Origin of the sequence: Halobacteriovorax vibrionivorans, from assembly GCF_003346865.1 — a bacterium.
Taxonomy (GTDB): domain Bacteria; phylum Bdellovibrionota; class Bacteriovoracia; order Bacteriovoracales; family Bacteriovoracaceae; genus Halobacteriovorax_A; species Halobacteriovorax_A vibrionivorans.
Genome location: NZ_QDKL01000002.1, coordinates 336,127 through 360,186 on the forward strand (window position 1 = coordinate 336,127; position 24,060 = coordinate 360,186).

The following is a 24,060-nucleotide window of genomic DNA, read 5'->3' on the forward strand; positions in this document are numbered from 1 at the left end:
GTTAAAGTTTATACTTAGGCCCGCTTAGCGGGCCTTTTTTTTTGCCTTAATTCTATCTTAACCCTATAATTTAAATATGAATGTATTTAAGGGATTAAAGAATACCCACACAGAAATAAAACGTATCAACGGTTACTTAAAAGAAGTCGTCACTTTCCTTGATGACTCTGGAAAACCGATGGGACATGTAATAAACCCTCTTATGGTTGAATTGCGCTTAAGAGATATTACCCAAATCTTTGTGGGGGCCTTTCTTGTTGCTTCTCCTCTGTGCTTTACAGAAGAAGTCTGGACACTTAGTGAGACTCTTCCCTTTCAAAATATTTACTATTTATTTGCCGCATCTATTACGACAGTAACGTTCTTTGTGTATTTTAACTTTTATCGTTTTAAGCTTAAGGGAAATGTCATTGAGTTCTTAAAGCGTATTTTTGCCATCTACTTTATTACGACTTTAAGTGTTGTTATGATTTTATTTTTGATTAATAAATTTCCAGTAAAGACAGACCATATACTTGCATTTAAACGTACTGTAATTATCGCCTTTCCAAGTATATTTGGTGCTGCCGTTACTGATTATTTAAAATAATTAGAAGCTTGTATCTTTACTACCACAGTGAGGCATATTAGCAGCGTATGGGTTGTGTACTTTTTCTTGCTTAGAAGAATTCTGTACCCACTTCTTCTTAACCATAGGACATGAATAAGCGTTATACTCGCTTCCTACATCATAAGTATTAAGAATATAGATAAGTGCCATTGAGATCGTATGATAATTTTGTCCATTCTCATCTTTTGTCTTATTAGCTTTTATTTCATCAAGCTTAGTCATTGAAAACTTCAATAACTTCTTTATCTTTTCATGTGAGACCTTATTCATTGCATTCTTAAGCTCTTGGGCCGAGTCTGCAACACTCTTAGCATCATACTTAAAGAAGCTTGCGTGTAGCTTCTCATTGGCCTTTAAAACATTCACAACTTCTTCTTTCTGTGCTGATGTTAAGCTTTCTCTTACATCTGCAAATGTTGAAAAATTAATTAATACTGAAAATAATGTAATTAGCTTAAACATTTTCTTCTCCATGAGTAATTTCTTTTATACGTCTTTCTTCAAAGTACGAGTATGTAATTGGAACAATGAATAGAGTAATTAATTCAACTAACATTCCACCTAATGTTGGAATGGCCATAGGCTTCATGACTTCAGAACCTGTACTCGTTGACCACATAATTGGAAGTAAGGCCACAATAGTTGTAGTTGTTGTCATAATAAGAGGTCTAATACGTCGTGAACCTGCATTACTTATGACCTCTTTTAATTCTTCCCAGTTTTTAGGATTAATTTTTCGATTCTCTTCTTGAAGATACGTCATAAGAACAACACCATCATCTACAGCAATTCCAAAAAGAGCAATAAAGCCAACCCAAACTGCAACAGAAGTATTAAACCCACCAATCCATAGTAAAATTAGGCCACCAGCAAATGCAATCGGTATTGCACTAAAGATGATACCTGCATTTCTTAAGTTCTTTATTCCCATATAGATAATGAGAAGATTGATAAGTAAGGCCAACGGAATTAAAAGCAAAAGCCTCTGATTTGAGCGAACTTGATTTTCATATTGTCCGGCCCATGAAAGAGAGTACCCTTTTGGAAGCTCGATCTCTTTAGCAACTTTTTCTTTTGCCTCTTCCACAAAGCCTATGAGATCCCTATCTTGAACATTTAATAATACCAATGACTTTAGCATACCATCTTCTGATTGAATCATTGCAGGCCCTGTTACAACCTCAATTTTTGCTAATTGCTCAAGTGGTATATGTTGACCTAGAGGACTTGGAACTAAAACTTTCTTTAGTTCATCAATTCGATCCCTTAGCTCTTTTTTATAGCGCACACGAATAGGAAATCTTTTTCTTCCATCGTAAAATTGACCGATAGTCATTCCGCCAATTGCAGTTTGTAGTATTCGATTAATCGTTCCAGTATTTATACCAAAACGACTTGCAGCGATTCGATCAATATCAAATTCAATATAAGGTTTACCTGTGATCTGTTGAGCGTAAACACCACTTGCACCTCTAACCTCTTCTAATTTTCGTCCAATTTTATTACCAAGTTTTTCAAGAGTCTCGAGGTCATCACCAAATATTTTCACGCCAATTTGTGTTTTGATTCCTGTGGAAATCATTGAAATACGGTTTTCTATTGGAAATAACCAAGCATTCACAAGTCCTGGAACCTGAATCTTTTGATCGAGATCATTCATAATATCATAAATAGAAGTACCACTAGGCCATTCATCTTCAGGAATAAGTTTAACAACTGTTTCAAACATTGCGACAGGCGCTGGATCAAGCGCAGTTTCAGCTCGCCCTAATTTTCCATAAGCATCTTTTACAAGAGGGTGCTTCTTTAATTCACGATCAGTATAAGCTAGTAATTCACGAGCTTTTGTCATACCAACATCAGCTGTCGTTACTGGCATATAGAGGATCTCTCCTTCATTTAAAGAAGGCATAAATTCCTTACCTAATTGAGTCAGAGCAAAACCACCAAGAACTAGAATGATGACGGGAAAAATAAAAAATACTTTTCGATTATCAAGGAACCAATCTAGTACTGGTTTATATGTTGAGACTATTTTCTTACTTACTGGGTTTTTCTCAATTGGCCTTAAATCACCTTTTAGAAAGTAAACACTTAATGCTGGTACGAGAATAATAGCAACAATGACAGATCCAAACATTGCTAGAGTTTTTGCCCATGCAAGTGGACCAAAGAGTTTGCCTTCACTACCTTCTAATCCGAAAACCGGTAAAAATGTAATTATTGTTGTTGCCACAGCAGTTAAGATAGCAGGCCCAACTTCTCTAGCAGAACTTACAACAGTCTCAATTCTTTCATTTTTTGTGAGCTTATTTCCTTTTTCAGCAAGTGAAGAGTAAATACTTTCAGTCATGATAATTCCCATATCCACCATTGAACCAATGGCAATAACGAGACCTGAAAGACTCATAACATTTGAATCAATCCCTAATAACTTCATTAAAATAAAGCTAATTCCAACACCAAAAGGAAGTGTTAGAGAAACGAGAATAGACGATTTAAAGTGAAGTAAGAAAAGAAGAATCACTACGACTGTAATAACAATTTCTTGAGCAAGTGCACTGTAGACAGTACCAATTGTTCTCTCAATTACCTCAGTACGGTCATAAAATGATTTAAGCTCAACTCCCTTAGGTAGGCCTTGCCTTACTTCTTTGAGTTTTTCTTTTACATTATCAATTACTTCTTTAGGGTTTTCCCCAAAGCGCATCGTAACAATGCCGCCGACAGCTTCTTGTCCATTCTTATCGAGTGCGCCACGTCTAAATGCCGGCCCTGTTCCAACACGGGCCATGTCTTTAATTCTTATGGGAGTATCTTTTTTTACATCAACTACAACATTTTCAATGTCTGAAATTGATTTAAAAAATCCCTTACCTCGAACAATAAACTCTCTAGCTCCATCTTCGATGACTTCGGCGCCAACATCAATATTACTATTCTCAATAGCTGAAATGATTTTAGTAAGATGAATATCATATGCAATGAGCTTATTTGGATCCACATCAATTTGATACTCTTTAACAAAGCCACCAATACTTGCAACTTCACTTACACCATTTACACTTTGAAGGAGATAGCGAACATAGAAGTCCTGTAGTGTACGAAGTTCTTCTAACGATAATGGTTTTGAGTTTTCAGGAGTATTTTCCAATGTATACATATACACTTGGCCAAGTCCTGTTGCATCTGGTCCCATTGCAGGAGACACACCAGTTGGAAGCTCATTCTTTGCAGACGTTAGTTTTTCAAGAACACGTGACCTCGACCAATAAAAGTCAATTTCATCATCAAAGATTACGTATATCGTAGAAAAACCAAATGCAGAGGTTCCTCGAATATTCTTAACTCCAGGAATACCTTGTAACATAATACTTAATGGATAAGTGATCTGTTCTTCAATATCTTTTGGTGATCTTCCGGCCCATTCAGTGAAGACAATTTGCTGATTTTCTCCAATATCAGGAATAGCATCGACTCTTGCCGTATTGAGACTAAATATAGACAGAAGTCCAATTAAGATAAATATAAGGACAACAGCTACACGATTACGAATGGATAATTCAATAATTCTCTTAATCATTCATATCCTCATAGCCACCAAATAATTGTGCTTGTGCATCTAGTAGGAAGTTGCCCTCAATAACAACTTCATCACCTTCTTTCAGTCCTGATACAACTTCAACATAACCTTCTGACTCATGACCTGTATTAATAATTATCGATTTAAAACTTCTATCAGATTCTTTAACCCACGCAACCTTTCTCTTACCAGTATCAATAACTGCCGAGCGTGGAATAACAAGAGGCATCCCTTCTAAATTAAGACTTATTTGAGCGTTTGCAACCATCCCAGGTTTTAATTTTCCATTCTTATTTTCAATTGTTGCCCTAACTTTAAGTGTTCGAGATGTTGAATCTAGTACAGGACTAACAAAATCGATTTCACCAGTAGTAGTCTCACCAGGAAGGGCAATAAAATTTAATTCTACTTTTTGGCCAATTTCCACTAGTGCAGAGTCTTGCTCATAAACATCAAACTCAACCCAAACATCACTTAGGTTTGATAATTTAAAAAAGTCCTGACCTTCTTTAAAGTACTTTCCTACGGTAGCATTTCTAGTTTGAACAACACCAGTTGCAGGAGAATAAATCGTGATATTCTTAGGAATTTTTCCGTTTTTGGCCCATTCTTCGTATTGGTCTTTCTTTATTCCCCATAATTCAAGACGTTCACGACTTTGGTGATAAAGATCTCGAAATTCACGACTTCTATTCTTTAAATATGTACTTCGGGCAAGAATATATTCTTCTCCACCTGTGATAAGTCTTGGACTATAGATATCAACGACAGGATCACCGGCCTTTACAAAACTTCCAGTCGACTTCACATATACCTTTTCAACTCGGCCATCTATTCTTGCCGGAATATTACTTTCTTTTTCTTCTGACTCTAAAACTTGTCCAAGAAGTCTAATTTTCTTCGTCATTTTCATTGTCGTTACAGGAAAAAAAGATGGATTAAAGTGATTAAGATGAGACTTTCTAAGTTTGACTTTTGCAACAACACTTGCCGCTTCTTTTTTATTTATATCCACCTTAACCATTGGAGTTCCGTCTAAAGGACAAACTTCTTCTTTCTCACTTGTAACTTCAGGAAAGTTCTCACATGCCCAGAGCTGTTTCTTTTCGGCCTTGGCCTCTTTATCAGTGGCGTGATCGTGTTCCACCTCAACTTTTGTTAAGTTCATATGACAAATAGGACATTTCCCTGGCTTGTCTTCTCTTATTTGAGGGTGCATTGAACATGTGTAATAAGTTTCAACTTTTTGAGACGTTGTTGTTTCAACTTCTTTCTTACTCTGACAAGAAGAAAAGAGAGAGATAAACCCTAAAAAGACAATAATCAAGACCTTATTCATATAAAGATTCTCCAAGAGTATACTTTAAGTCCACCTTTCTCATTGAAAGCTTTGACTCTAAAGCGACCTTCTTTAGTAATATTGTTTGTAATCTAATTTCACTCTGTAATAACTCAACATAAGTGCTATTACCTAATCCATAAGATTTAGAAGTAATTGAACGTGAGTTTTGCGCAAAGTTGACTGACTTTCTTGAGATAATTCTCAGCTCTGCATTAAGCTTAGCAATATCGTCTTTAATAACCTCAATATCACGACTCTTTTTTAATTTGTAATCATCTAATTGCTTAAAGGCAACATATCGATTGGCAACAGCTTCCCCTTTAGCACCAGACTTATCGTCTGATACAGGAATTGGAAATGTAATTTGTGCACCAATAAAGTCACCATTATTATCAATGTCAGATCTGATCGTATACCCTACAGATACGGTAATATCAGGGATATAAGCGAGCTTTGATTGTTCTAGTGAATATTCTTTTGCCTTTAGATTTTCCTTTAAAGAGCTTAAGCGAAAATCCTGGCCTTCAGTTTTACTTGTATCAAGAAGCTTCCATGGCACTGATTTATAGTTAAAATTTAGCGCCTTATTACCTACCAGATACTTAAGCTGAGATTTATTCTGCTTTATTTCAAAGTTTTTATTACTAATTTCACTTTCAACTTCAGACTTTCTTATTTGAATATCTAATAAAGCTTGTTGGGTAATTCGGCCATTAGAGTAGAGTTTCTTACTCACTTTCAACATCTTAGAAATCCAAGATAAATTCTCTTTTAATATATCTAATTCGTTATTAATCCTTTTATATTCAATAAGATTTGCCCAAAGACTTTTTGTTAAGGCCTGTTCGAGATCCATTGCACTGTAGTTGATTGACCTTGCTTGTGCGCTTTGACTTTCACCGGCTTTTCCATATTTATTAGATAAAGCTATTTTTTGACCGATTCCAAATTCCAGTCCAGACATTGGCGTTTGATCAAACTTAAGAGAGTCCACAGGAAGATTTTTTGCAGCAATCTTAAACATTGGATCACCCCATGAAGCTTGCTTCTGAGACTTTTCAAGTAAAGATTTTGCACTTCCTTTCATGGCCTGAAGGCTATTGTGATTCTTTAGTTCTTCTACTGCTTCATTGAAAGTAAAAGCAAAAGTTGAGCAACTCAATAATATGATCAAATACTTAAACATTGAAACTCCTAAGACTTGGCAGATCTTTTAAGTAATTCCATGATTTCATCTATCTTTTCTTCTGATTCTTTAGAAGATCCAGATTTAAGAGCATTTATCACACAACTATTAAGGTGAGACTCTAAAATGACTAACTCTAGTCCCTTCAAAGCACTACGAATTGATTTTATTTGTGTAAGAATATCAACACAGTATTTTCCATCCTCGATCATATTCTTAATGCCTCTGACCTGACCTTCAATACGATTTACTCGAGTCAGTGTCGCCTTATGGTCTGGGTGTTTACTCATATCAACTTCCTTATTCTTAAACTATTAGTAACAACTGAAATACTACTAAGTCCCATAGCAATACTTGCAAGAACAGGTGGCATGGCAGGGCCTCCAAATGGAACAAGAACGCCTGCAGCTACTGGTATTAATAATGTATTATAAATCATCGATAGGAAGAGATTTTGCTTAATGATTTTCATTGTACCATTAGCAAGTTCAATAAACTCTACCGCTTTAACTATATCGCCTTTAACAATTGTAACATCAGAAGCACTGATTGCAACGTCTGTTCCAGTTCCCATGGCCATGGATAGATCAGCTTTAGCTAAAGCTGGGGCGTCATTGATTCCATCCCCAATCATTGCAACTTTTCGCCCCTTGGACTGTAATTTTTCAACTTGTTTGGCCTTTGCAATCGGTAATGCCTTAGAAATATAATGGTCGATTCCAATTTCTTCACTTACACTTTTTGCAACTTGCTCGTTATCTCCTGTAATCATCCAAGTTTCGATTCCAAGATTTTTAAAATGATCAATGGCCTCTTTTGCACTTGGCTTAATTTCATCACCCACGATCAGAGTTGCGATATGAGTCTTATCCTTAGCGACAAAAACAAAACTTCCTACTTTATTTGAAACAAGATTAGAGTCCCTTTTAATTCTCGCATCATCAAATAATGCTTCATTACCAATATGGTATTCAATATCATCGATTTCAGCGATTAGCCCCTTTCCTTTAATAACTTCAAAGCTATCTGGTTCAAAAAGCTCGATATCACTTTCTTTAGCAAAGTTAACAACGGCCTTAGCTAGTGGATGTTCCGAAAATTGCTCAATAGAAGCTAAATGAGTAAGTAGTTCTTTTCTGTCACTCTTATCTAAGTAGACCTCATCAATAACACTAGGCTTTCCAAAAGTTATTGTTCCTGTTTTATCAAAGATAATTGTATCAATTTTTACGGCCTTCTCTATTACTTCTCCACCACCAATTAAAAGTCCTTTTAAAGATGCGCGACCAGTTGAAACAACAACGGCCGTTGGAGTTGCTAATCCAAGTGCACAAGGGCATGCAATAACAAGAACAGCAATAAAGTTTGAGATTGAATTACCCCATTTAGGTTCTCCACCTAAGAAGTACCAACTAATAAATGTGATAATTGAAATAAGTATAACTGCAGGAGTAAAAATACTACTTATGCGATCTGCATATTTTTGTATCTCTGGCTTTGACGACTGAGCATCTTCTACAAAACTAATAATCTGAGAAAGAAAAGTGTCATTACCTACTTTACTCGCTTTATACTCAACGACATTGTCATCATTAATTGTTCCGGCAAAGACTTCATCATCAACTGTCTTACTAACAGGAATTGGTTCTCCTGAAATCATTGATTCATCAATTGAGCTGCTACCTTTCGTAATAACCCCATCGACAGCAAATTTCTCACCAGGACGAACTCTTATGATATCTCCAACGACGACTTCACTAATATCAATTTCTTTAAAAGTATCATCTCTTAAAACATTTGCCTTCTTTGCAGATAACTTAAATAAGTCATTTAAGGCTTCTTTTGTTTTCTTCTTTGCTCTTTCCTCAAAATATTGACCTAAGTAGACAAAAGAAGTGATAAATCCTACTGCTTCAAAATAAACTCTTACAGTCAATCCCATCTCTCTTGCATAGCCAGTAAAGACAGTGATAAAAACACTGTAGAGAAATGCCGCACTAGTACCTAAACCAATGAGCGTATTCATATTAGAGCGACCACTCGTTAAGAATTGAAAAAGTGATCGTTGAAATTTCAGACCAATCCACGCCCATACAGGTAGAGTCAAAAGAAGCTGGATATACCAATTTGCTTTTTGATTAGGCCAAGACTTGAAAGGTCCCATCTCAAAGAGGAAAACAGAGATTGCCAGAATAATCCCAAATAAGAACTTATAGAAATTATCTTTTTCAATCGTCTGTTTAGAATCCTCTTGTTGCTCACCTTCAACATCAGATTGAATTGAATAACCTAAATCGACGATTTTATCTTCAATCTTTTTCAAGGTCTCCTGATTATCAAATTCAAAGTGTCCACTTTCAACAGCGTAGTTAACACTACTAGACTTTACGCCATCAATCTTTGCAACTTCTTTCTCAATTGAAGAAGCACAACTAGCACAATGCATGCCTGAGATTTTAATATTTATATCCTGTTGATTCACATTTTCACTTTGCATTTGTCTCTCCTAAGCCTGAAGTTTTTTAATACTTGAAACAGGGAAACCGATACCAGAAAGAGTGGTCTTGATTTGCATATTTGAAAAGTTACTCTCACCACTTACAAGCACTTCCTGATTTTCAACATCAACATCAACACTTGAAATACCTGAAATATCTTTAAGTCCGCCTTCAACTTTACTTACACAACCACCACATTTAATACCACTTACAATAAACTTAACTTTTTTCACATAAACCTCTCTTTAAACCATATACCCCCATGGGGTATCTCACCTAATCATATTATTCATCGAGGTCTAAAGCAAGAGAAGTTAAGTTAAGTTGACAAAGAAATGACAATGAGGTGGAGGCTTATTATCTAAGCTACTGTAAATTCGTTATAAGAGATAGCAAGGATTTCTATTGAGAGTTCTTTATATAATCGGGAATTTTAGGGCCAACAAATCGATCGTCGTTATAGACATTATTCACACTAGATATATTGCGACAATTTGCTTTTGATGTTGGACTTGTGTGTTTAACAACTTTTTGCCCTAAAAGACTTATGATAACTTGATCTGGTAGCATTTCATTAAAAATATGGCCAACCACACTCTCCCTTAAACTCGTACTCTTCTCACAACACACGAGTTCACGAATGGTAGGCCTAGTTGTATCCACAAATTGCGCTTCATTCAAAGCCTCATCAATTTGAGGACCAACAAACTCTTGTCCATATTCTTGTACTTCTAAGCATCTTGTTTTTTGAACTTCATGACATTTTAATGTGGCCACTAACTCTTTATCAGAAATCTTCCCCTGTGCTAGAGCGACAGTTGAATAGAGAAGAGCAATTGAAAGAATGGCCAATTTTAAAAGGATCACAATTCCCTCCACAGAGACTTGAAAATACGTATATATACATATGATCAATAGATCTATTTTACTGCTCAATCAACTTTGATGTTGAATATCACCTAGGTACCTAGAATCACGATCGCAAATAGAGTTCTTTACAATAATATTTGGCTAGTTTTTCGGGCAAAGAGGCATATCAGGGTCTTTTTCACAAAGGTAGGCCTTAAGAATTTCATTTTCCTCTTTTAGGGCATCCACTTGCTCTTCAAGAGAAGAAATACGGCGTGAGTTGCCTTCTTGCATGAGCTTTTGCATACGCTTATTTTCTTCAATTTGCTCCTGCTGCTCTTTTGTTGCATTAATTAATGCCAAGAAGATTGGGTCATTATCAACAGTTAAGAAGTCATCAGTTGTCTTTCTAACTGCTTCAGGAATTACTTTTTGAACATCTTGAGCAATAAAACCAGAGTGCTCTCTTTCATTTAAAATACCAAGGGCATTATTATCTTTATAGCGATACTTAACAGTGTTTAAATTCATGATCTCATCTAATCCGTGACTATACTCACCAGTAAGATCCTTCAGTCTCTCATCTGAATATGTGGCCCAAGAACCTCCACCAGGTTTTGCAGCAGTACCATTAACAACTAATCTCTCACCATTTGCCGTTAATTGCGTCCCAGCACTAAGACCAATGGCAACCCCATGATAATTTGTATCAGTTCCAACATCTGGCTGAAGGTGTAGAGTTGATAAATAATCTCCATAAGTACTCGTTGAAGAGTGCCTTGCAAGAATCCAGGCACGCCTTCCATTTACGGCCCCACTTGTCCCAATTTCAACACCATTATTGGAATTTGTTATCTTATGCACAAGGTTTCCAGCTGTTGTATCTGTCGGATAGGCCGCAGCGCTATCTCGCCCGTGAACATGTAAATCAGCTCCAGGATTTGTCGTTCCAATCCCTAGTGACCCTGTACCAGTAAGCCTCATATACTCGGTGTAACTTCCACCACTTGTATATCTTGTAAATGCTAGGTCATCAGTTGGGTTATCACCCCAATAAACTGATGGAATTTTATCATCACCGGTTCCTGCACTTCCATCGATATCAAAAACCTGTAGGCCGACCTGATCATTACCTGATATTACAGTTAATCCACCAACTCCACTTGAACTCATCTGTCTTAAAGATTGGTTTACAGTAAAGTCTGCCTCTGAAGTAGGGTTTCCACCTACTGCAACTTGTCCATCTGCGTATGAGAGACTATTTCCATCTCTTTGCCATTGAAAGTGTCCACCCCAAGTATGAGGAAGAGAATTAGCTTCACCTGATGCACTACGAATTGTTACTGCAATACTATAATCATTAGTATGACTTGTTTTTATCTTAGGAACATTAGATTCAATAACAACATATGGATTATTAGAAGTCCCGTTATTACGACTAGAAAGACGAGTCTTCCATGTAGCAGAACCTTCATCATACCAAACAAGATAAAGTGCTCCTGTATCTGTAGCTGTCCCCTGAGTAACGAGTTGAACAGAATATACCCCAGTTGTTGGAAGAGACGCCCCACCAATCGTAACTTCAGCTAAAGTCGTATTACTTGCTGTTACTTGATATGAGTCAGTATGGTAGAAATTACCAACAGAGAGTTTTCCTTCTCCTGTTGTTGTTCCAATCCCGACGTTACCTCCATAAGGATTTAAGAAGAAATCATAAGCTGTTGAACCTGCACCATTTGTTCTCTGAAGATAACCAGCACCTAAACTAAAGGCCCCAAAAGAGGTTAAGGTAGAGTCCGTATCATGAGTCTTTAAAAGCATTGTTGCTCTAGAAACTGTCTCTGGAAAGCTTGTTGTGTAATCAGCAATATTTCTTTCAACAAATAATGGTGCAGTAGGTGTAGTTGTACCAATCCCGACTTTTCCATGTCTAAAAACGGCCGTTGGTGCTGCCGTGAAATCATCGTCTTGAGTAGCGGCTCCTTTTGTTGAATAAATAGAGACTACTCCTGAGTCAATAAAGTCGCCAGAAGTTGTGTTACCACCAATAGTAATACCAGCACCAGACATAGTAGCATGAGTTTGACTCACTTCGAGATCATGTCCAACACCGGTATCTGAAATTCTTAAATTGGAACCAATTAAAAGATTTGCATGATTATTTGATTGAATATTTGAGTAATCACCTTCACCATCTGTACCTGAAATGACGACATTTCCTTCATTGCCTACAACTTGAAAATCACCGACTGGAGTATTTGTTCCAATTCCGACATTCCCAGAACTTTCGACAGTTAGAAGATCATTAGCTCCAATTCCTCCAGAACCAGCAATAGAGAAAGCTCCAGTTGCATCATTAACTCCTAAATTAACTTGATCTGCTGATCCACTATCTGGTCTTAGAGTGACAAAAGTATTATTTGCACCAGTTGACTCTAGGATAAGTCGACCGCTAGTATTGGCAATATGAGCAACTGATTCAGGCGTACTCGTTCCAACACCTAGATTTCCACTATTATCAATAGTCATCTTTGTTGTACCACCAGTTCGAAAATTAATAACACCTGTTCCATTTGAATCACTATCTGCAGCGATGACATTATCAACTTCATTTGATGAAGATGTTGAATCAACACCAGTTAAGTTTGAACCATCACCATAGAATGCTGCCCCTTTAATATTTCCAGAAACATCAAGCGCCTGAGTTGGTGATGCTGTTCCAATTCCTACTCGACCATTTCCTTGAATTGTCATTGCAATCTTTGGAATATCATCACTACCTGTGTTGATAAAATATAAGCCGTCATCTGGTACGGGATTATTACTATCTTGATTTTCAAAGATGATAGCGCTGTTATTATTTGTCCCATAGACATTTGCATTGGCCTGATCATCTTGAACAAAAACCCTAAAAGGCTCAGTTGTTTCAGCTGAAGGTGCCTTGAAGTGATTGGTTGGATTATTATCAAATCTAAGAACTCCGCCAGATAGATCTAATGTATCCTTAGGATTTGTTGTTCCAATTCCTACATTTCCAGAGTTATAGTAAATATCACTACCAGCTGTCGTCCACTGAGTCGCACGAGCATCAACATATGTTTTAATAGCACTAACTGAAGGTGCTTGAGTTGTCTCATTCCCTACTGTTGAATCAACGACTGCAGCAGTTTGAGCACGGCCATCTGTAAAATATAAATTAGTCACTCCTTCGGAAAGATCATCTGTATCACTTAGGCCAGTGATTGCCGTGTAGTTAGCATTAATCTGAGCTTGAAGCTTTCCATAAGCATCAAGAATTGTATCGGTTGGAGCAAGAACAGCATTTGCACCAACAGTGTAACCAGTTAATGGTGTCCCCATTACATTTGATGCAGGCACTCGCCCACTTCCATCAAGTCTTAAAACTTCACCTGCACCATTAGATGTTGAAACTCCAATTTGAATATCATTGGCATTTGCCGTAAGTGCAATATCACTTGTCGATGTTAGGCCTTTAAATGGTAGATCTGTTCCAGACTTTGGAAGAACAAGTGAAGTCCCTCCGGCACTTGAGGCAGTATTTGTTTCACCGCCACCAGAAACAGCACTTGATAAACAGCCAGATCCATCAATACAAATATCATTTCCTGTTGTTACATTAATATTTCCATCTACAGTTAGTTTTTGAGTTGGAGAAGTTGTACCAATACCAACATTTCCAGTATCTGCTTCAATCGTAAAACGGCGTCCAGTTTCACCGTGGCCAAATTCGTATAATTGAAAGCTATCACCATACATTCCAATGCTCCAATCGGCACTTGAAGCTGTACTTAGAAGAACTTTTGCTTGATCTGAACTAGTTGCTCGATCTAAATGTAAGTTAGCTGCTCCATCATTTGATTTCACTAAAACATTTGTGGGCCCAGTTGTTGTCGTAACTTCAAGTGGAACCGTTGGTGTTTGAGTTCCGATACCAACACTTCCAGTATTGTAATAGATATCACTTCCTGTCGTGATCCACTGTGATTCATTTATTGCACCTGTTTCAGCAAGTACGTATGACTTCATAGCGGAAACTGATGCAGCTTGATCTATTTCACTTCCAGCTGTTGAGTTTACAACTGATGCTGTTTTTGCACGAATATCTGTGAAGTATAAATTTGTTGCTCCTTCAGTAATATCATCTGAATCTGTAATAGAATTTCCTGCAATTGAAGTTGCATGAGCATCAAGTTGGCCTTGAACCTTACCAAAAGCACCTAGAATACTATCCGTTGCAACTACACTTGAAGCGGCCCCTGTTGTGTATCCAGATAAAGGAGTAGCTAAGGCTGTACTTCTAACAACTGCTGTATCAAGCCCTATTCCAATGTCACTTGCATTTGATGTAAGAGTAATCCCACTCGTTGAAGTTAGACCTTTAAATGGAAGATCAGTTCCAGACTTTGCTAAAACAAGAGAAGTCCCACCAGCACTTGAAGCAGTATTGGTCTCTCCGCCACCTGTTACGGCACTAGATAAACAACCTGATCCTGCAATACAAATATCATTTCCAGTTGTAACCTGAATATTACCATCGACTTCTAGCTTTTCAGCTGGATTTGTCTTCCCAATACCTACGTTACCTGAATGAGTTAGGTTTAAAATCTTATTGGCACTAGTCATGGAATCATCATTAGAAGTGAAAGATAGAATATTTTCGGCAGTACCATTTACATTCATGATTTGAAAATGTTTCTTATCGAGTGGTGCTGGAGATGCTGCGGCCAAGAACTCCACAACAGCAGTAGAAGCACCAACCGCATCACGGCTTGATTCAAGTCTTAGCATTGCTTGAGTATTTGTACTCTCTTTTATATGAAGATGTTTTGCGGGAGTTGTTGTCCCAATTCCAATATATCCACTGCTATAATAAATATCACTTCCTGAAGTCGTCCATTGAGAAGAAGTAATTGCTCCCGTTTGAGCCGTTACATAATTTTTCACTGAATCAACAGAAGGAGCTTGTGTCGTTTCTGTTCCGGCCATTGAGTTAATTACTTTAGCGTCAGCGTAAATATCGATGTATCCTTTTACAGCAAGCTCACTTGGAACCTGTGTTGCACTATCAAGAGTTCCCGAGTTATCAAGATCTGATGCTGGGATTTGAGCAACGTTTAAAACATTTTGTAGTCCGACATAAGTCTTATCAATTGTTGGAGCATTAATTTTTGACCATGATATATTGGCCGCTGAATTAATATCGGCATCAACAATTGAACCATCTGTAATCTCACTTGAACCAATTGTTGGAGTAGGATTTGAACCAGCGGTAACACGCCCATAAGCATCAACTGTAACAGAAGTATAAGTTCCTGCCGTGCCAACAGTTGCTTGTCCAATTGTTCCTGCATTATTTACAAGAGTTGAATCAATTGAAAGCGCTGCCGTTTGATTTATACAATCAAATTGAGATCCATTCTTAATTAGTATTTGGTTATCAGCACAACTTGCAACAAAGTCTAAACTTTGTGGTGTAATGGCCGCATCAGCAATAGACTCTGCCGTTACTGCGTAACTTGCAAGAGGTGTTGCTAGAATATTTTGATAATCAAAAGTGATCGTATTAGTTGTATCGCGAACTTGTATTACAAGGGTTTCACTAGCAGGTGTATTAGCAATTAAAGTTGCCAATGAAGGAAAGTCTAACTCAACAGTATAGATTCCATTTGAAAGAGGTACTGAATTAAGTGTTTGCGTTGCAAGTGAAGTTGCAAGATCGTTCGAGTAATAGAGATCAAATTGAAGATTAGGTGTTCCTGAAATTGGAGTTCCATCTGCTTGAACGAGTCGACCAGAGTAACCAATTTTTGTCGCAAGCGTATTTGAGCTTAATACTAAGCTTAAACATAGTGCTAGAAAAAATGTCAATTTTCGACTTACGTGCAACATAATCCCCTGTTGTTACAGTGGCTTATCGACATCTTAACGCTCTTTAATTAACAAACAAATATCAATGAGTTAACAAGGTTAACTTTGCCTAAAAGACAAAAATTGTGCCTTCTAAATGTGCGATTTTACATTAATAAAATGGAACAATAACTGCTATTTACTAGTAGCCATTTGGCATATTATAGCCAACATCATCTGCACTCATATCAAAGTAAAAGACTTGGCCATTCTTCTTAAATGAAAAGCATCCATTCTTAGTGGCATTAAAAGAAATTCCAGATCCCCAATAACGGTATTCATCTGGACGATAAGTTGATGTCGCCTGTCCTGAAGCATCAAGATTGAAGAGAATTTTTCCGTTTCTTGATCCATCATTCTTGGCCACGAAGCTTCGAGTATAGAATCTTTTTTGAATATAGCGATCGGCCAGAGGAAATTCATCTCCTCTTTTTTCAAAGAACTTCATTTGTTCTGCGGTATGATAAAGAGATAGAACACTTTTCTCATTCATTAGAGTTTCAAAGAATTTTGCCTTCTCTTTTGCATATGAATATTTCGATAATTCACCATCATAGAATTCATTTGGAATGAAGAAGTGGCTATGGCCCATATCTGAGAAATTGATAAAGTCCACATAGTCATTATCTAGTGCGTATTCAATTTGTGAAACTAAGCTCTTGATAAAGACCTCTGGAACACGAGCATATTGAGTTTTTCCACCACTTGCCTTAAATGGCATAAGGAACTTATCATCCTCATAAAAGACGCGATTATCCATGCGCTTACCAGAATTATATATGACCCAAGAATTCTCTTCCATTTCAGCTCTTGTTTGATTCCAAGGAAACATATCCATATAGAGAATTTCTTCATTATCTGAAAGATAACAACTTGGACGAACTTCAATTGAAGCAAAAGATTTAAAGGAAATAATTAAAGCGAGTACGGGGATAATTTTCTTCATACTGAATACTTAACATATCCAAATAATGAGAATGAGTAGAATGTAATATTTTTATAGGTTGTGAGTAAGAGTTTTTACTGGCAAAATGGAGCTTGCGGATCTTTTGAACAAAGATAGTCTTTAAGCATCTGGTTTTCGGCCTTTATCTGCTCATTTTCTTCCTTGAGTGATGCTATATCACGAGAATTCTCATCAACCTTAGATTCAATTCCATTACTCATAAGATTATACTTTTCTTTATTGGCCACAATCATATTATTTAAATCCTGAAGGGCATTGATAATATAAGGTGTGAACTCCCCTTGGTTAAGAGTTAAATATTCACCGTCTTCTCTTTCTTTATCAACAGTTACAGCGTGAGGTATTGCTTCTTGAACTTCCTGAGCAATGAAACCATAATGTAGTTTTTCGCTTTGATCTGCATTCCAAACATAAGTACGAGGACGAAGTTTCATGATTGTTTCAATACCATCATTAAAGTCTTCAATATCGTGCTTAAGCCTTCTATCTGAAGAACAAGAGAATGTTGCAGACCCTCCTGCCTTACTACAAGCAGAACCTGAACCAGCATAAGTCCTGATTCTTCCATCGGCGTAATTAATTACATATGCATCACTTGAACATGAGCCTTCACAACCTGCTCCAACCCATCCTGTGGCACCGATATTTCCAGTGACATGTAGTTTATTTGAAGGTGCTTTATTTCCGATACCGACGTATCCAGATCCTGTTCCAGCAAGAGAAATATGTTGTCCACCTTGTTCATTCGTAACTGAAAGTACATCTGTCCCAGAAGTACCATAACCAATCCAACCAGAGCGAGTCGTCGGATTATCTCCATCTGCATACAATTGTAAATAAACATGGTCACTTGTAGGTGTTGCCTCAAGCTTCATAATACCTGCTCCACCTTTAACATGCAGAGGTGCACTTGGAGATGTTGTTCCAATTCCAACTTCTCCTGCTTCATCGATAACCATTCGGCCAGTCTGATCATTTGTACCAAACTGGATTTTTCCACTAGGTAGGCGATTTAATAAATATATATCGTCTGTTCCAATTGAACCAAATCCAACATAACCCATATTAGTATTAAAACCTTTAAACTCCAGATAAGGATTTGAATCTGTAAGCGATGTTGCACCAGTGTCCTCTATGATAGCAGCTCTTCCTCCTGTATTTTTTGCAATATGAAGAGTAGATCCTGGACTTGTCGTTCCTATACCAACATTACCTGACGTATCAAGAAATAGTGATTTGGTATCATCATCATCTGAAGCAAGAATCAAGCTATTTCCAGCAGTAGACTTTAGCTTTAAACCTGTGTAAGGTCCGCTTGTTTGTAAGCCTAAATAACCATATTCAGTTCCAGTAAATTCTAACCCTAAAGATCCTGCAACAGAGAGTTTTCGGGTAGGCGTGCTAGTTCCAATACCAACATTACCAGATCCATCAATTCGCATTCTTTCAGAATTTAATGAAGCAACAGTATTTCCACTTGTTCTAAAGATTAATGAAGCCTGTCCGTAATCTGCATTTGAACCAGTAGTCTCCTGAAGACTTGCAATAGAAGAATTAATAACAGTAGATGAACCAGTATAGTTTGATGAAAAAACAATATTATTTTCTACCCCTACTCCTGTTGTTGGATTATGTATTTGTAGTGTTCCGGGAAAGTCTCTATCAGCGGCAAAGTTTAAATTTTGATCTGTAGACGAGATAGTTAATCGTCCATCAGGGTTTGTTATTCCTAATCCAACATTACCAGTATTATAGTAAATATCACTTCCAGTTGTCGTCCACTGAGACTGATTAACTCCACCAATTTCAGTTGTTACATAATTTTTCATTGCACTTACCGAGGCAGCTTGAGTGGTTTCACTTCCTGCTGTTGAATTAACAACCGAAGCTGTCTGCGCTCTAGTATCTGTAAAGTATAGATTTGTTCCTTCACTGACCTGAGTGGTACTCATGCCTGTTAATTGAGAAGCATCCATAGCAGGAATTCTTCCAGAACCATCAAGCCTAACTAATTCATTAGCTCCATTTGAAGTTACAATCTCACTTTCATTTGCAAGAACACTTGAAAGACAATTTCCACCATCAATACAAATATCATTATCAATGGTAACGGCTCCGTCAGTTGCAATTGAAAGACCTGTTCCCCCACCATTTCCAACTAATTTATTTGTTGCTAAATCGAGATTTTTTGAAGCGATGTGATTCCCCATATTATCGGCACCACCAAGCTTTATAATTCTTAATGTCCCATTCGTAACAGATCCTGTACTTAATGAGTAACGTCCTTCAATATAGTCAGTAGAACCATTCATGGAAACAATAGCAGATGCGTTTTTATCTGCATTACTTGAACTCGTTGATCTTGTCCAAGAGCCTATTACTCCACTTCCATTTTTTGTAATTGAAGCATAATGGTGCCCCCCAGTTGTCATTCCATTTGCAACAGTGTGAATAATAACTAAGTAATTTCCAGCTTGTTTTGGGGTAAATCGATCAGTACTTAGATCAAATTCTCCATTTACATCAATACTTTCATTCGTATAGTTAATAACTCCACTTCCACTTTGTGTACCACTTGAAAATGAGACTTCTACATAACTTTCCGCATCTCCCGCTCCAGTTACACTATCACCTACGGCCCTCCAAGCTCCTCCTTTATAGACATAGATCCCTTGAATATCAGTATCATAAACCACAAGACCTTCTGCTGGTGATGCAATAGCATTTCTCTGAACTGAAGTCATACGCGGTGGCAAGAAACCTTTTGAAGTTGAGCTCACATCAAGAGCTGCTGATGCATCAGGAGTTGTTCCAATACCAAAACTTGTATAAAAGTTATTAGCTAAATCGAGTGGATCATAACAATAGAAACTTCCTAGGCCATTTGTTCTTAGGACCTCACCATTAGCACAACTTGTTGCTAGGCCGGCCAGTTGAGTATCTGTAATGGCCTGGGCAGCAATAGAGAACTCTGTTCCAGAAAGTGTTAAACCACTACCAGCTGTATATGTTGTGTTAGTATCTGTATCTGTGTCTATATCAGTGACACAAGAAAAACTTGACCCATCTGAAGATAAGACTTGTCCTGCGCCACAAGTTGGAAGAGTTGTCTTTGCAAAAGACTCAACACTTGGATCTGTCTCAACTGAACTTGGAAGGCGTCCACTTCCATCAAGTTGTGGAATTTGTCCTGCACCTGTACCTGCATCAACAGCAACTGTACCGGATGTTGTAATTGTTCCACCAGTTAAACCAGTTCCTGCTGTAATTGATGTAACAGTTCCAGCACCTGTCCCTGCAGTTGAGAGACAATTTCCACCATCAATACAAATATCGTTTCCAGTTGTAACATAGAAGTTACCATTAGCAGTTACTGTAGTATCAGCAGCAATTGAAAACCTCTTACTTCCTGCTCCAAAAACTCCAGAGTAAATATTAAAGCTACCATCATTATCATGAACAATATGATGGTTTTCACCTGCGATATTATTCCCTAACATTAAAGCACCATAACCACCAACGACAGCAGGATTACCAATATGAAGCTGCGTGGCCGGTGAAGTAACTCCAACTCCAACACTTCCAGAATTATAATAAATATCACTTCCAGTCGTCGTCCACTGGGACTCATTAATTGCACCAACTTGTGAAGTCACATAGGTTTTCATTGAAGACACAGATGCTGCTTGTGTCGTTTCACTACCTGCTGTTGAATTAACAACAGCGGCAGTTTGTGCACGCGTATTATTAAAATAGAGATTTGTAGCACCTTCTGCTACATCATCTGAGTTTGTAATAGTATTTCCTGCTATCGCAGTTGCATGAGAATTTAATTGTGCCTGAATTTTCCCAAAGGCCTGAAGAACAGTGTCTGTTGCAAGGGCCGCCGAGGCGGTTGAAGTATCAAGACCCGTTAAGGCCACATCAAGTGCTGGATTATAGTTTATAATTGAGTCCGCAATTTTATCACCCGCTCCAACTTGAGCAATCTTGCCATTTGTTGTTCCCACATCAACTGCAAGTGTTCCTGATGATGTAATTGTTCCACCAGTTAATCCAGTTCCTCCTGTTACTGATGTCACAGTTCCAGCATTTCCAGTTGGCCATGCACCACGGCAATCGGTACCAATACATAATTCAGTACCCTTTACCTTTCCTGCAACTTCAAGTTTTTCAGTTGGAGTTGAAGTGCCAATACCAATATTCCCACCAGGAAGAATGGCCATTCGATGAGTTAATCCCTGCTCAGATATTCTAAATGATCCATCGGAAACGCGATGACCTAGTTCCCATCCATTATTGGCAACACTATTTACGTTATTGATATGAATAGATGATTCAGTAGCATGATCACCCTCAAAATAAGCGATAATCCAATTAGAATCACTTACATGAAAAGCTGTGCTTGGAGCAATAACTCCAATCCCTACTCTTCCACTATTGTAATAAATATCACTTCCTGTTGTTATCCATTGAGAAGAAGTTATGGCCCCAGTCTGTGCCGTTACATAATTTTTTACAGAATTAACTGATGGTGCAATCGTTGTTTGCGTTCCAGTCATATCATCAATTACTTTTGCATCCGCAATTGTTTGCGCTGTCGTATCAACATAACTTTTTACAGCAAGCTCACTTGGGACCTGTGTTGCACTATCAAGAGTTCCCGAGTTATCAAGATCTGATGCTGGGATTTGAGCAACGTTTAAAACATTAGGCAGGCCTACATAAGTCTTATCAATTGTTGGAGCATTAATTTTTGACCATGAGATATTGGCCGCTGAATTAATATCGGCATCCACAATTGAATCATCTGTTATCTCACTTGAGCCAACACTTGGTGCCGGATTAGAACCACTTGTTACGCGCCCGTAAGTATCTACTGTAACAGAAGTATAAGTTCCTGCCGTGCCAACAGTTGCTTGTCCAATTGTTCCTGCATTATTTACAAGAGTTGAATCAATTGAAAGCGCTGCCGTTTGATTTATACAATCAAATTGAGATCCATTCTTAATTAATATTTGGTTATCAGCACAACTAGCAACAAAGTCTAAACTTTGTGGTGTTACGGCCGCATCTGCAATAGATTCAGCGGTCACAGCGTAACTTGCAAGAGGTGTTGCTAGAATATTTTGATAATCAAATGTGATCGTATTTGTTGTATCGCGAACTTGTATTACAAGAGTTTCGCTCACAGGTGTATTTGCAATAAGGGTTGCAAGACTTGGAAAGTCTAACTCAACAGTGTAGATCCCATTTGAAAGAGGTACTGAATTAAGTGTTTGGGTTGCAAGTGAAGTTGCAAGATCGTTCGAATAATAGAGATCAAATTGAAGATTAGGTGTTCCAGAAATTGGAGTTCCATCTGCTTGAACTAGTCGACCAGAGTAACCAATTTTTGTCGCAAGAGTGTTTGAGCTAAATACTAAGCTTAAACAAAGTGCTAAAAAAAATGTCAATTTTCGACTTACGTGCAACATAATCCCCTGTTGTTACAGTGGCTTATCGACATCTTAACGCTCTTTAATTAGCAAACAAATATCAATGAGTTAACAAGGTTAACTTTTCCGATTCTCAAGAATACTGCCTTGTAAATGTGCGATTTTTAGTGAGTTAAAGTGTAGAGACCTTGCTTACTTGAAGTTGTTCCTTGGGTATTTGAAAGTTGACCAGAAGTAGCGGAATTAGGTACTGCCTGAAAGTGTCCAAAGCCAACAAAACTTCCAAGTGTTCTTCGAACACCTGTTGTCACAGGAGTTGCTCCAGTGCCAGTAAAGTCAGCGATAGCGAAGTCTTTGACCACTACGTTTTGTACCTGACAGCTTACCACCCCAAGAACACGATCTTCTAAAACTGTCACAATATGATTATCTCCAATAACAAGATTTGGCATATCAACAGTTTGTATAATTTGATCTGTCACAGCAAGACCTGAAGTTGAAAAGTTCGTTTGAATAACTTGAGGTGACGGTGTTGCCGTCGCATAATCATTTAAAACCTCATTACATGTCCAAGGAGTCGCCGCAGTAAGCGGATCAAAGCTTTTAAAGTTTATCTGATGATAGTAATAGTCAGGCATTCCAAAGTCCGTTGATGCAGTCGTATTCTGTAATGGAACTTGAGTCGTTTGAGCATAAATCACATCATGAGATACACTTAGATCAGGACTTGTTGTATCAATTCGATAAAGTAAATCATCAACATCTGTTGTACTTGCTGATGCTTGTGCATAGTATGAGATTCCATAATCACCATCTGTAGGTAGATTAATTGGAGCTGTATATTGAATTGAAGGCGTACAAGAACTTCCTCCAGTATCTAAGCAATACCAAATCGTTGCGGACTCACTACAACTAATTGTCACACTAATAGGTGTAGCATAACTTCCCTCGGCCATATCATGCGAACATGTCACTTCTGTCACTGCAACATCATTAGACGACGGTCCAGACGAACCAGGGTTCGGTATAGAAGGAGGTAAAGTTGGAGACGTAGGACTATCCGGACCAGGACTTACACAACGCTTACAGCCAGGGTTATTTGGGCTAGGATTACTTGGAGAATTTGGTTTTGACTCCGGTGTTGGTGACGGCTGTGAGTCTGGCGAAGGAACAAATGGAGGCGTACTTGCTTGAGAATTATTTCCATCAAAAAAGTTTCCTGAATTACTACTGCCTTCAATTTCTCTTGAATTATAAGCAGGGTCACGAGCCTCACGGGCGGGCCTTGAAGTATTGGCCCCAACACTAGTTCTTGATCGATCCTTTCGATTATCTCTCTTCGTTTGTATTTCATCTGAGAAATTTGCCAGGCCACGATTTCCGCGCCCTGATGAGTTGGACATATCATTTTCGTTATTTTGGTCTTCAAGATTTTTAACTTGTTGTTCATCAATTTGAGAAATATTATCTTTGTTTTCATCTGAAGAAGGAGCAATGAAAGTAAGATAAGAAAATAGGCTGGCCAGAGTAACTCCACCAACAACATTTCTTAATAAGGACTTAAATTCATTTGTCATAATTCAAAACGCTCCAAAACCGCAATATCACACTATTTCTATCGGTTAATTTTATTGTAATCTTTAATTTAAAGCGAAGTGT

Annotated in this window: 13 protein-coding genes; 1 reads left to right on the forward strand and 12 read right to left on the reverse strand. The window is 37.7% G+C overall.

The annotated features are described in order from the left end of the window. Nucleotides 1–76 precede the first annotated feature (76 nt). A complete protein-coding gene (locus tag DAY19_RS07435) occupies nt 77–589 on the forward strand; it encodes a DUF2391 family protein (RefSeq protein ID WP_115360955.1) in 513 nt (170 codons plus the stop codon). Here the strand turns inward: DAY19_RS07435 and DAY19_RS07440 are convergent, their stop codons facing one another. The 12 genes from DAY19_RS07440 to DAY19_RS07495 form a co-directional block, all read right to left on the reverse strand. After that, entirely contained in the window at nt 590–1,072 is a 483-nt protein-coding gene (locus DAY19_RS07440; protein WP_158536832.1) for a DUF3347 domain-containing protein, read from the reverse strand. Continuing rightward, the gene (locus DAY19_RS07445; RefSeq protein ID WP_115360959.1) at nt 1,065–4,193 is read right to left on the reverse strand and encodes an efflux RND transporter permease subunit; all 3,129 of its coding nucleotides are present in this window, start codon (nt 4,191–4,193) and stop codon (nt 1,065–1,067) included. Before DAY19_RS07445 ends, DAY19_RS07440 begins: the two co-directional genes overlap by 8 nt. Then, nucleotides 4,186–5,532, reverse strand: coding sequence for an efflux RND transporter periplasmic adaptor subunit (locus DAY19_RS07450; RefSeq protein WP_115360961.1), 1,347 nt, complete (start codon nt 5,530–5,532; stop codon nt 4,186–4,188). The genes DAY19_RS07445 and DAY19_RS07450 overlap by 8 nt, the downstream gene beginning before the upstream one ends. After that, the gene (locus DAY19_RS07455; RefSeq protein WP_115360963.1) at nt 5,525–6,721 is read right to left on the reverse strand and encodes a TolC family protein; all 1,197 of its coding nucleotides are present in this window, start codon (nt 6,719–6,721) and stop codon (nt 5,525–5,527) included. The genes DAY19_RS07450 and DAY19_RS07455 overlap by 8 nt, the downstream gene beginning before the upstream one ends. 8 nt (nt 6,722–6,729) lie before the next feature. Further along, nucleotides 6,730–7,011, reverse strand: a complete 282-nt coding sequence (locus DAY19_RS07460) for a metal-sensitive transcriptional regulator (protein WP_115360965.1) — start codon at nt 7,009–7,011, stop codon at nt 6,730–6,732. Then, complete coding sequence (locus DAY19_RS07465) at nt 7,008–9,218, reverse strand: heavy metal translocating P-type ATPase (protein WP_115360967.1); 2,211 nt, start codon at nt 9,216–9,218, stop codon at nt 7,008–7,010. The genes DAY19_RS07460 and DAY19_RS07465 overlap by 4 nt, the downstream gene beginning before the upstream one ends. Nucleotides 9,219–9,227: 9 nt before the next feature. Beyond that, nucleotides 9,228–9,452: a heavy-metal-associated domain-containing protein gene (locus DAY19_RS07470; RefSeq protein ID WP_115360969.1), complete on the reverse strand. Its 225-nt coding sequence runs from the start codon at nt 9,450–9,452 to the stop codon at nt 9,228–9,230. Nucleotides 9,453–9,621: 169 nt separating this feature from the next. Beyond that, complete coding sequence (locus DAY19_RS07475) at nt 9,622–10,086, reverse strand: hypothetical protein (RefSeq protein WP_115360971.1); 465 nt, start codon at nt 10,084–10,086, stop codon at nt 9,622–9,624. 144 nt (nt 10,087–10,230) lie between these two features. Further along, on the reverse strand, nt 10,231–15,957 hold the full coding sequence (locus DAY19_RS07480) for a tail fiber domain-containing protein (RefSeq protein WP_158536833.1): 5,727 nt from the start codon (nt 15,955–15,957) through the stop codon (nt 10,231–10,233). Nucleotides 15,958–16,138: 181 nt separating this feature from the next. After that, complete coding sequence (locus tag DAY19_RS07485; RefSeq protein WP_115360975.1) at nt 16,139–16,942, reverse strand: hypothetical protein; 804 nt, start codon at nt 16,940–16,942, stop codon at nt 16,139–16,141. 74 nt (nt 16,943–17,016) lie between these two features. Beyond that, nucleotides 17,017–22,419: a tail fiber domain-containing protein gene (locus tag DAY19_RS07490; protein WP_158536834.1), complete on the reverse strand. Its 5,403-nt coding sequence runs from the start codon at nt 22,417–22,419 to the stop codon at nt 17,017–17,019. 146 nt (nt 22,420–22,565) lie between these two features. Continuing rightward, complete coding sequence (locus DAY19_RS07495) at nt 22,566–23,978, reverse strand: chitobiase/beta-hexosaminidase C-terminal domain-containing protein (protein ID WP_115360979.1); 1,413 nt, start codon at nt 23,976–23,978, stop codon at nt 22,566–22,568. Nucleotides 23,979–24,060 lie beyond the last annotated feature (82 nt).

Bases quoted from the DNA above. Each gene is read 5' to 3' on its own strand.
- DAY19_RS07440 (WP_158536832.1), bottom strand. From the start codon at position 1,072: ATGTTTAAGCTAATTACATTATTTTCAGTATTAATTAATTTTTCAACA.
- DAY19_RS07450 (WP_115360961.1), bottom strand. From the start codon at position 5,532: ATGAATAAGGTCTTGATTATTGTCTTTTTAGGGTTTATCTCTCTCTTT.
- DAY19_RS07455 (WP_115360963.1), bottom strand. From the start codon at position 6,721: ATGTTTAAGTATTTGATCATATTATTGAGTTGCTCAACTTTTGCTTTT.
- DAY19_RS07435 (WP_115360955.1), top strand. From the start codon at position 77: ATGAATGTATTTAAGGGATTAAAGAATACCCACACAGAAATAAAACGT.
- DAY19_RS07485 (WP_115360975.1), bottom strand. From the start codon at position 16,942: ATGAAGAAAATTATCCCCGTACTCGCTTTAATTATTTCCTTTAAATCT.
- DAY19_RS07465 (WP_115360967.1), bottom strand. From the start codon at position 9,218: ATGCAAAGTGAAAATGTGAATCAACAGGATATAAATATTAAAATCTCA.
- DAY19_RS07460 (WP_115360965.1), bottom strand. From the start codon at position 7,011: ATGAGTAAACACCCAGACCATAAGGCGACACTGACTCGAGTAAATCGT.
- DAY19_RS07445 (WP_115360959.1), bottom strand. From the start codon at position 4,193: ATGATTAAGAGAATTATTGAATTATCCATTCGTAATCGTGTAGCTGTT.
- DAY19_RS07495 (WP_115360979.1), bottom strand. From the start codon at position 23,978: ATGACAAATGAATTTAAGTCCTTATTAAGAAATGTTGTTGGTGGAGTT.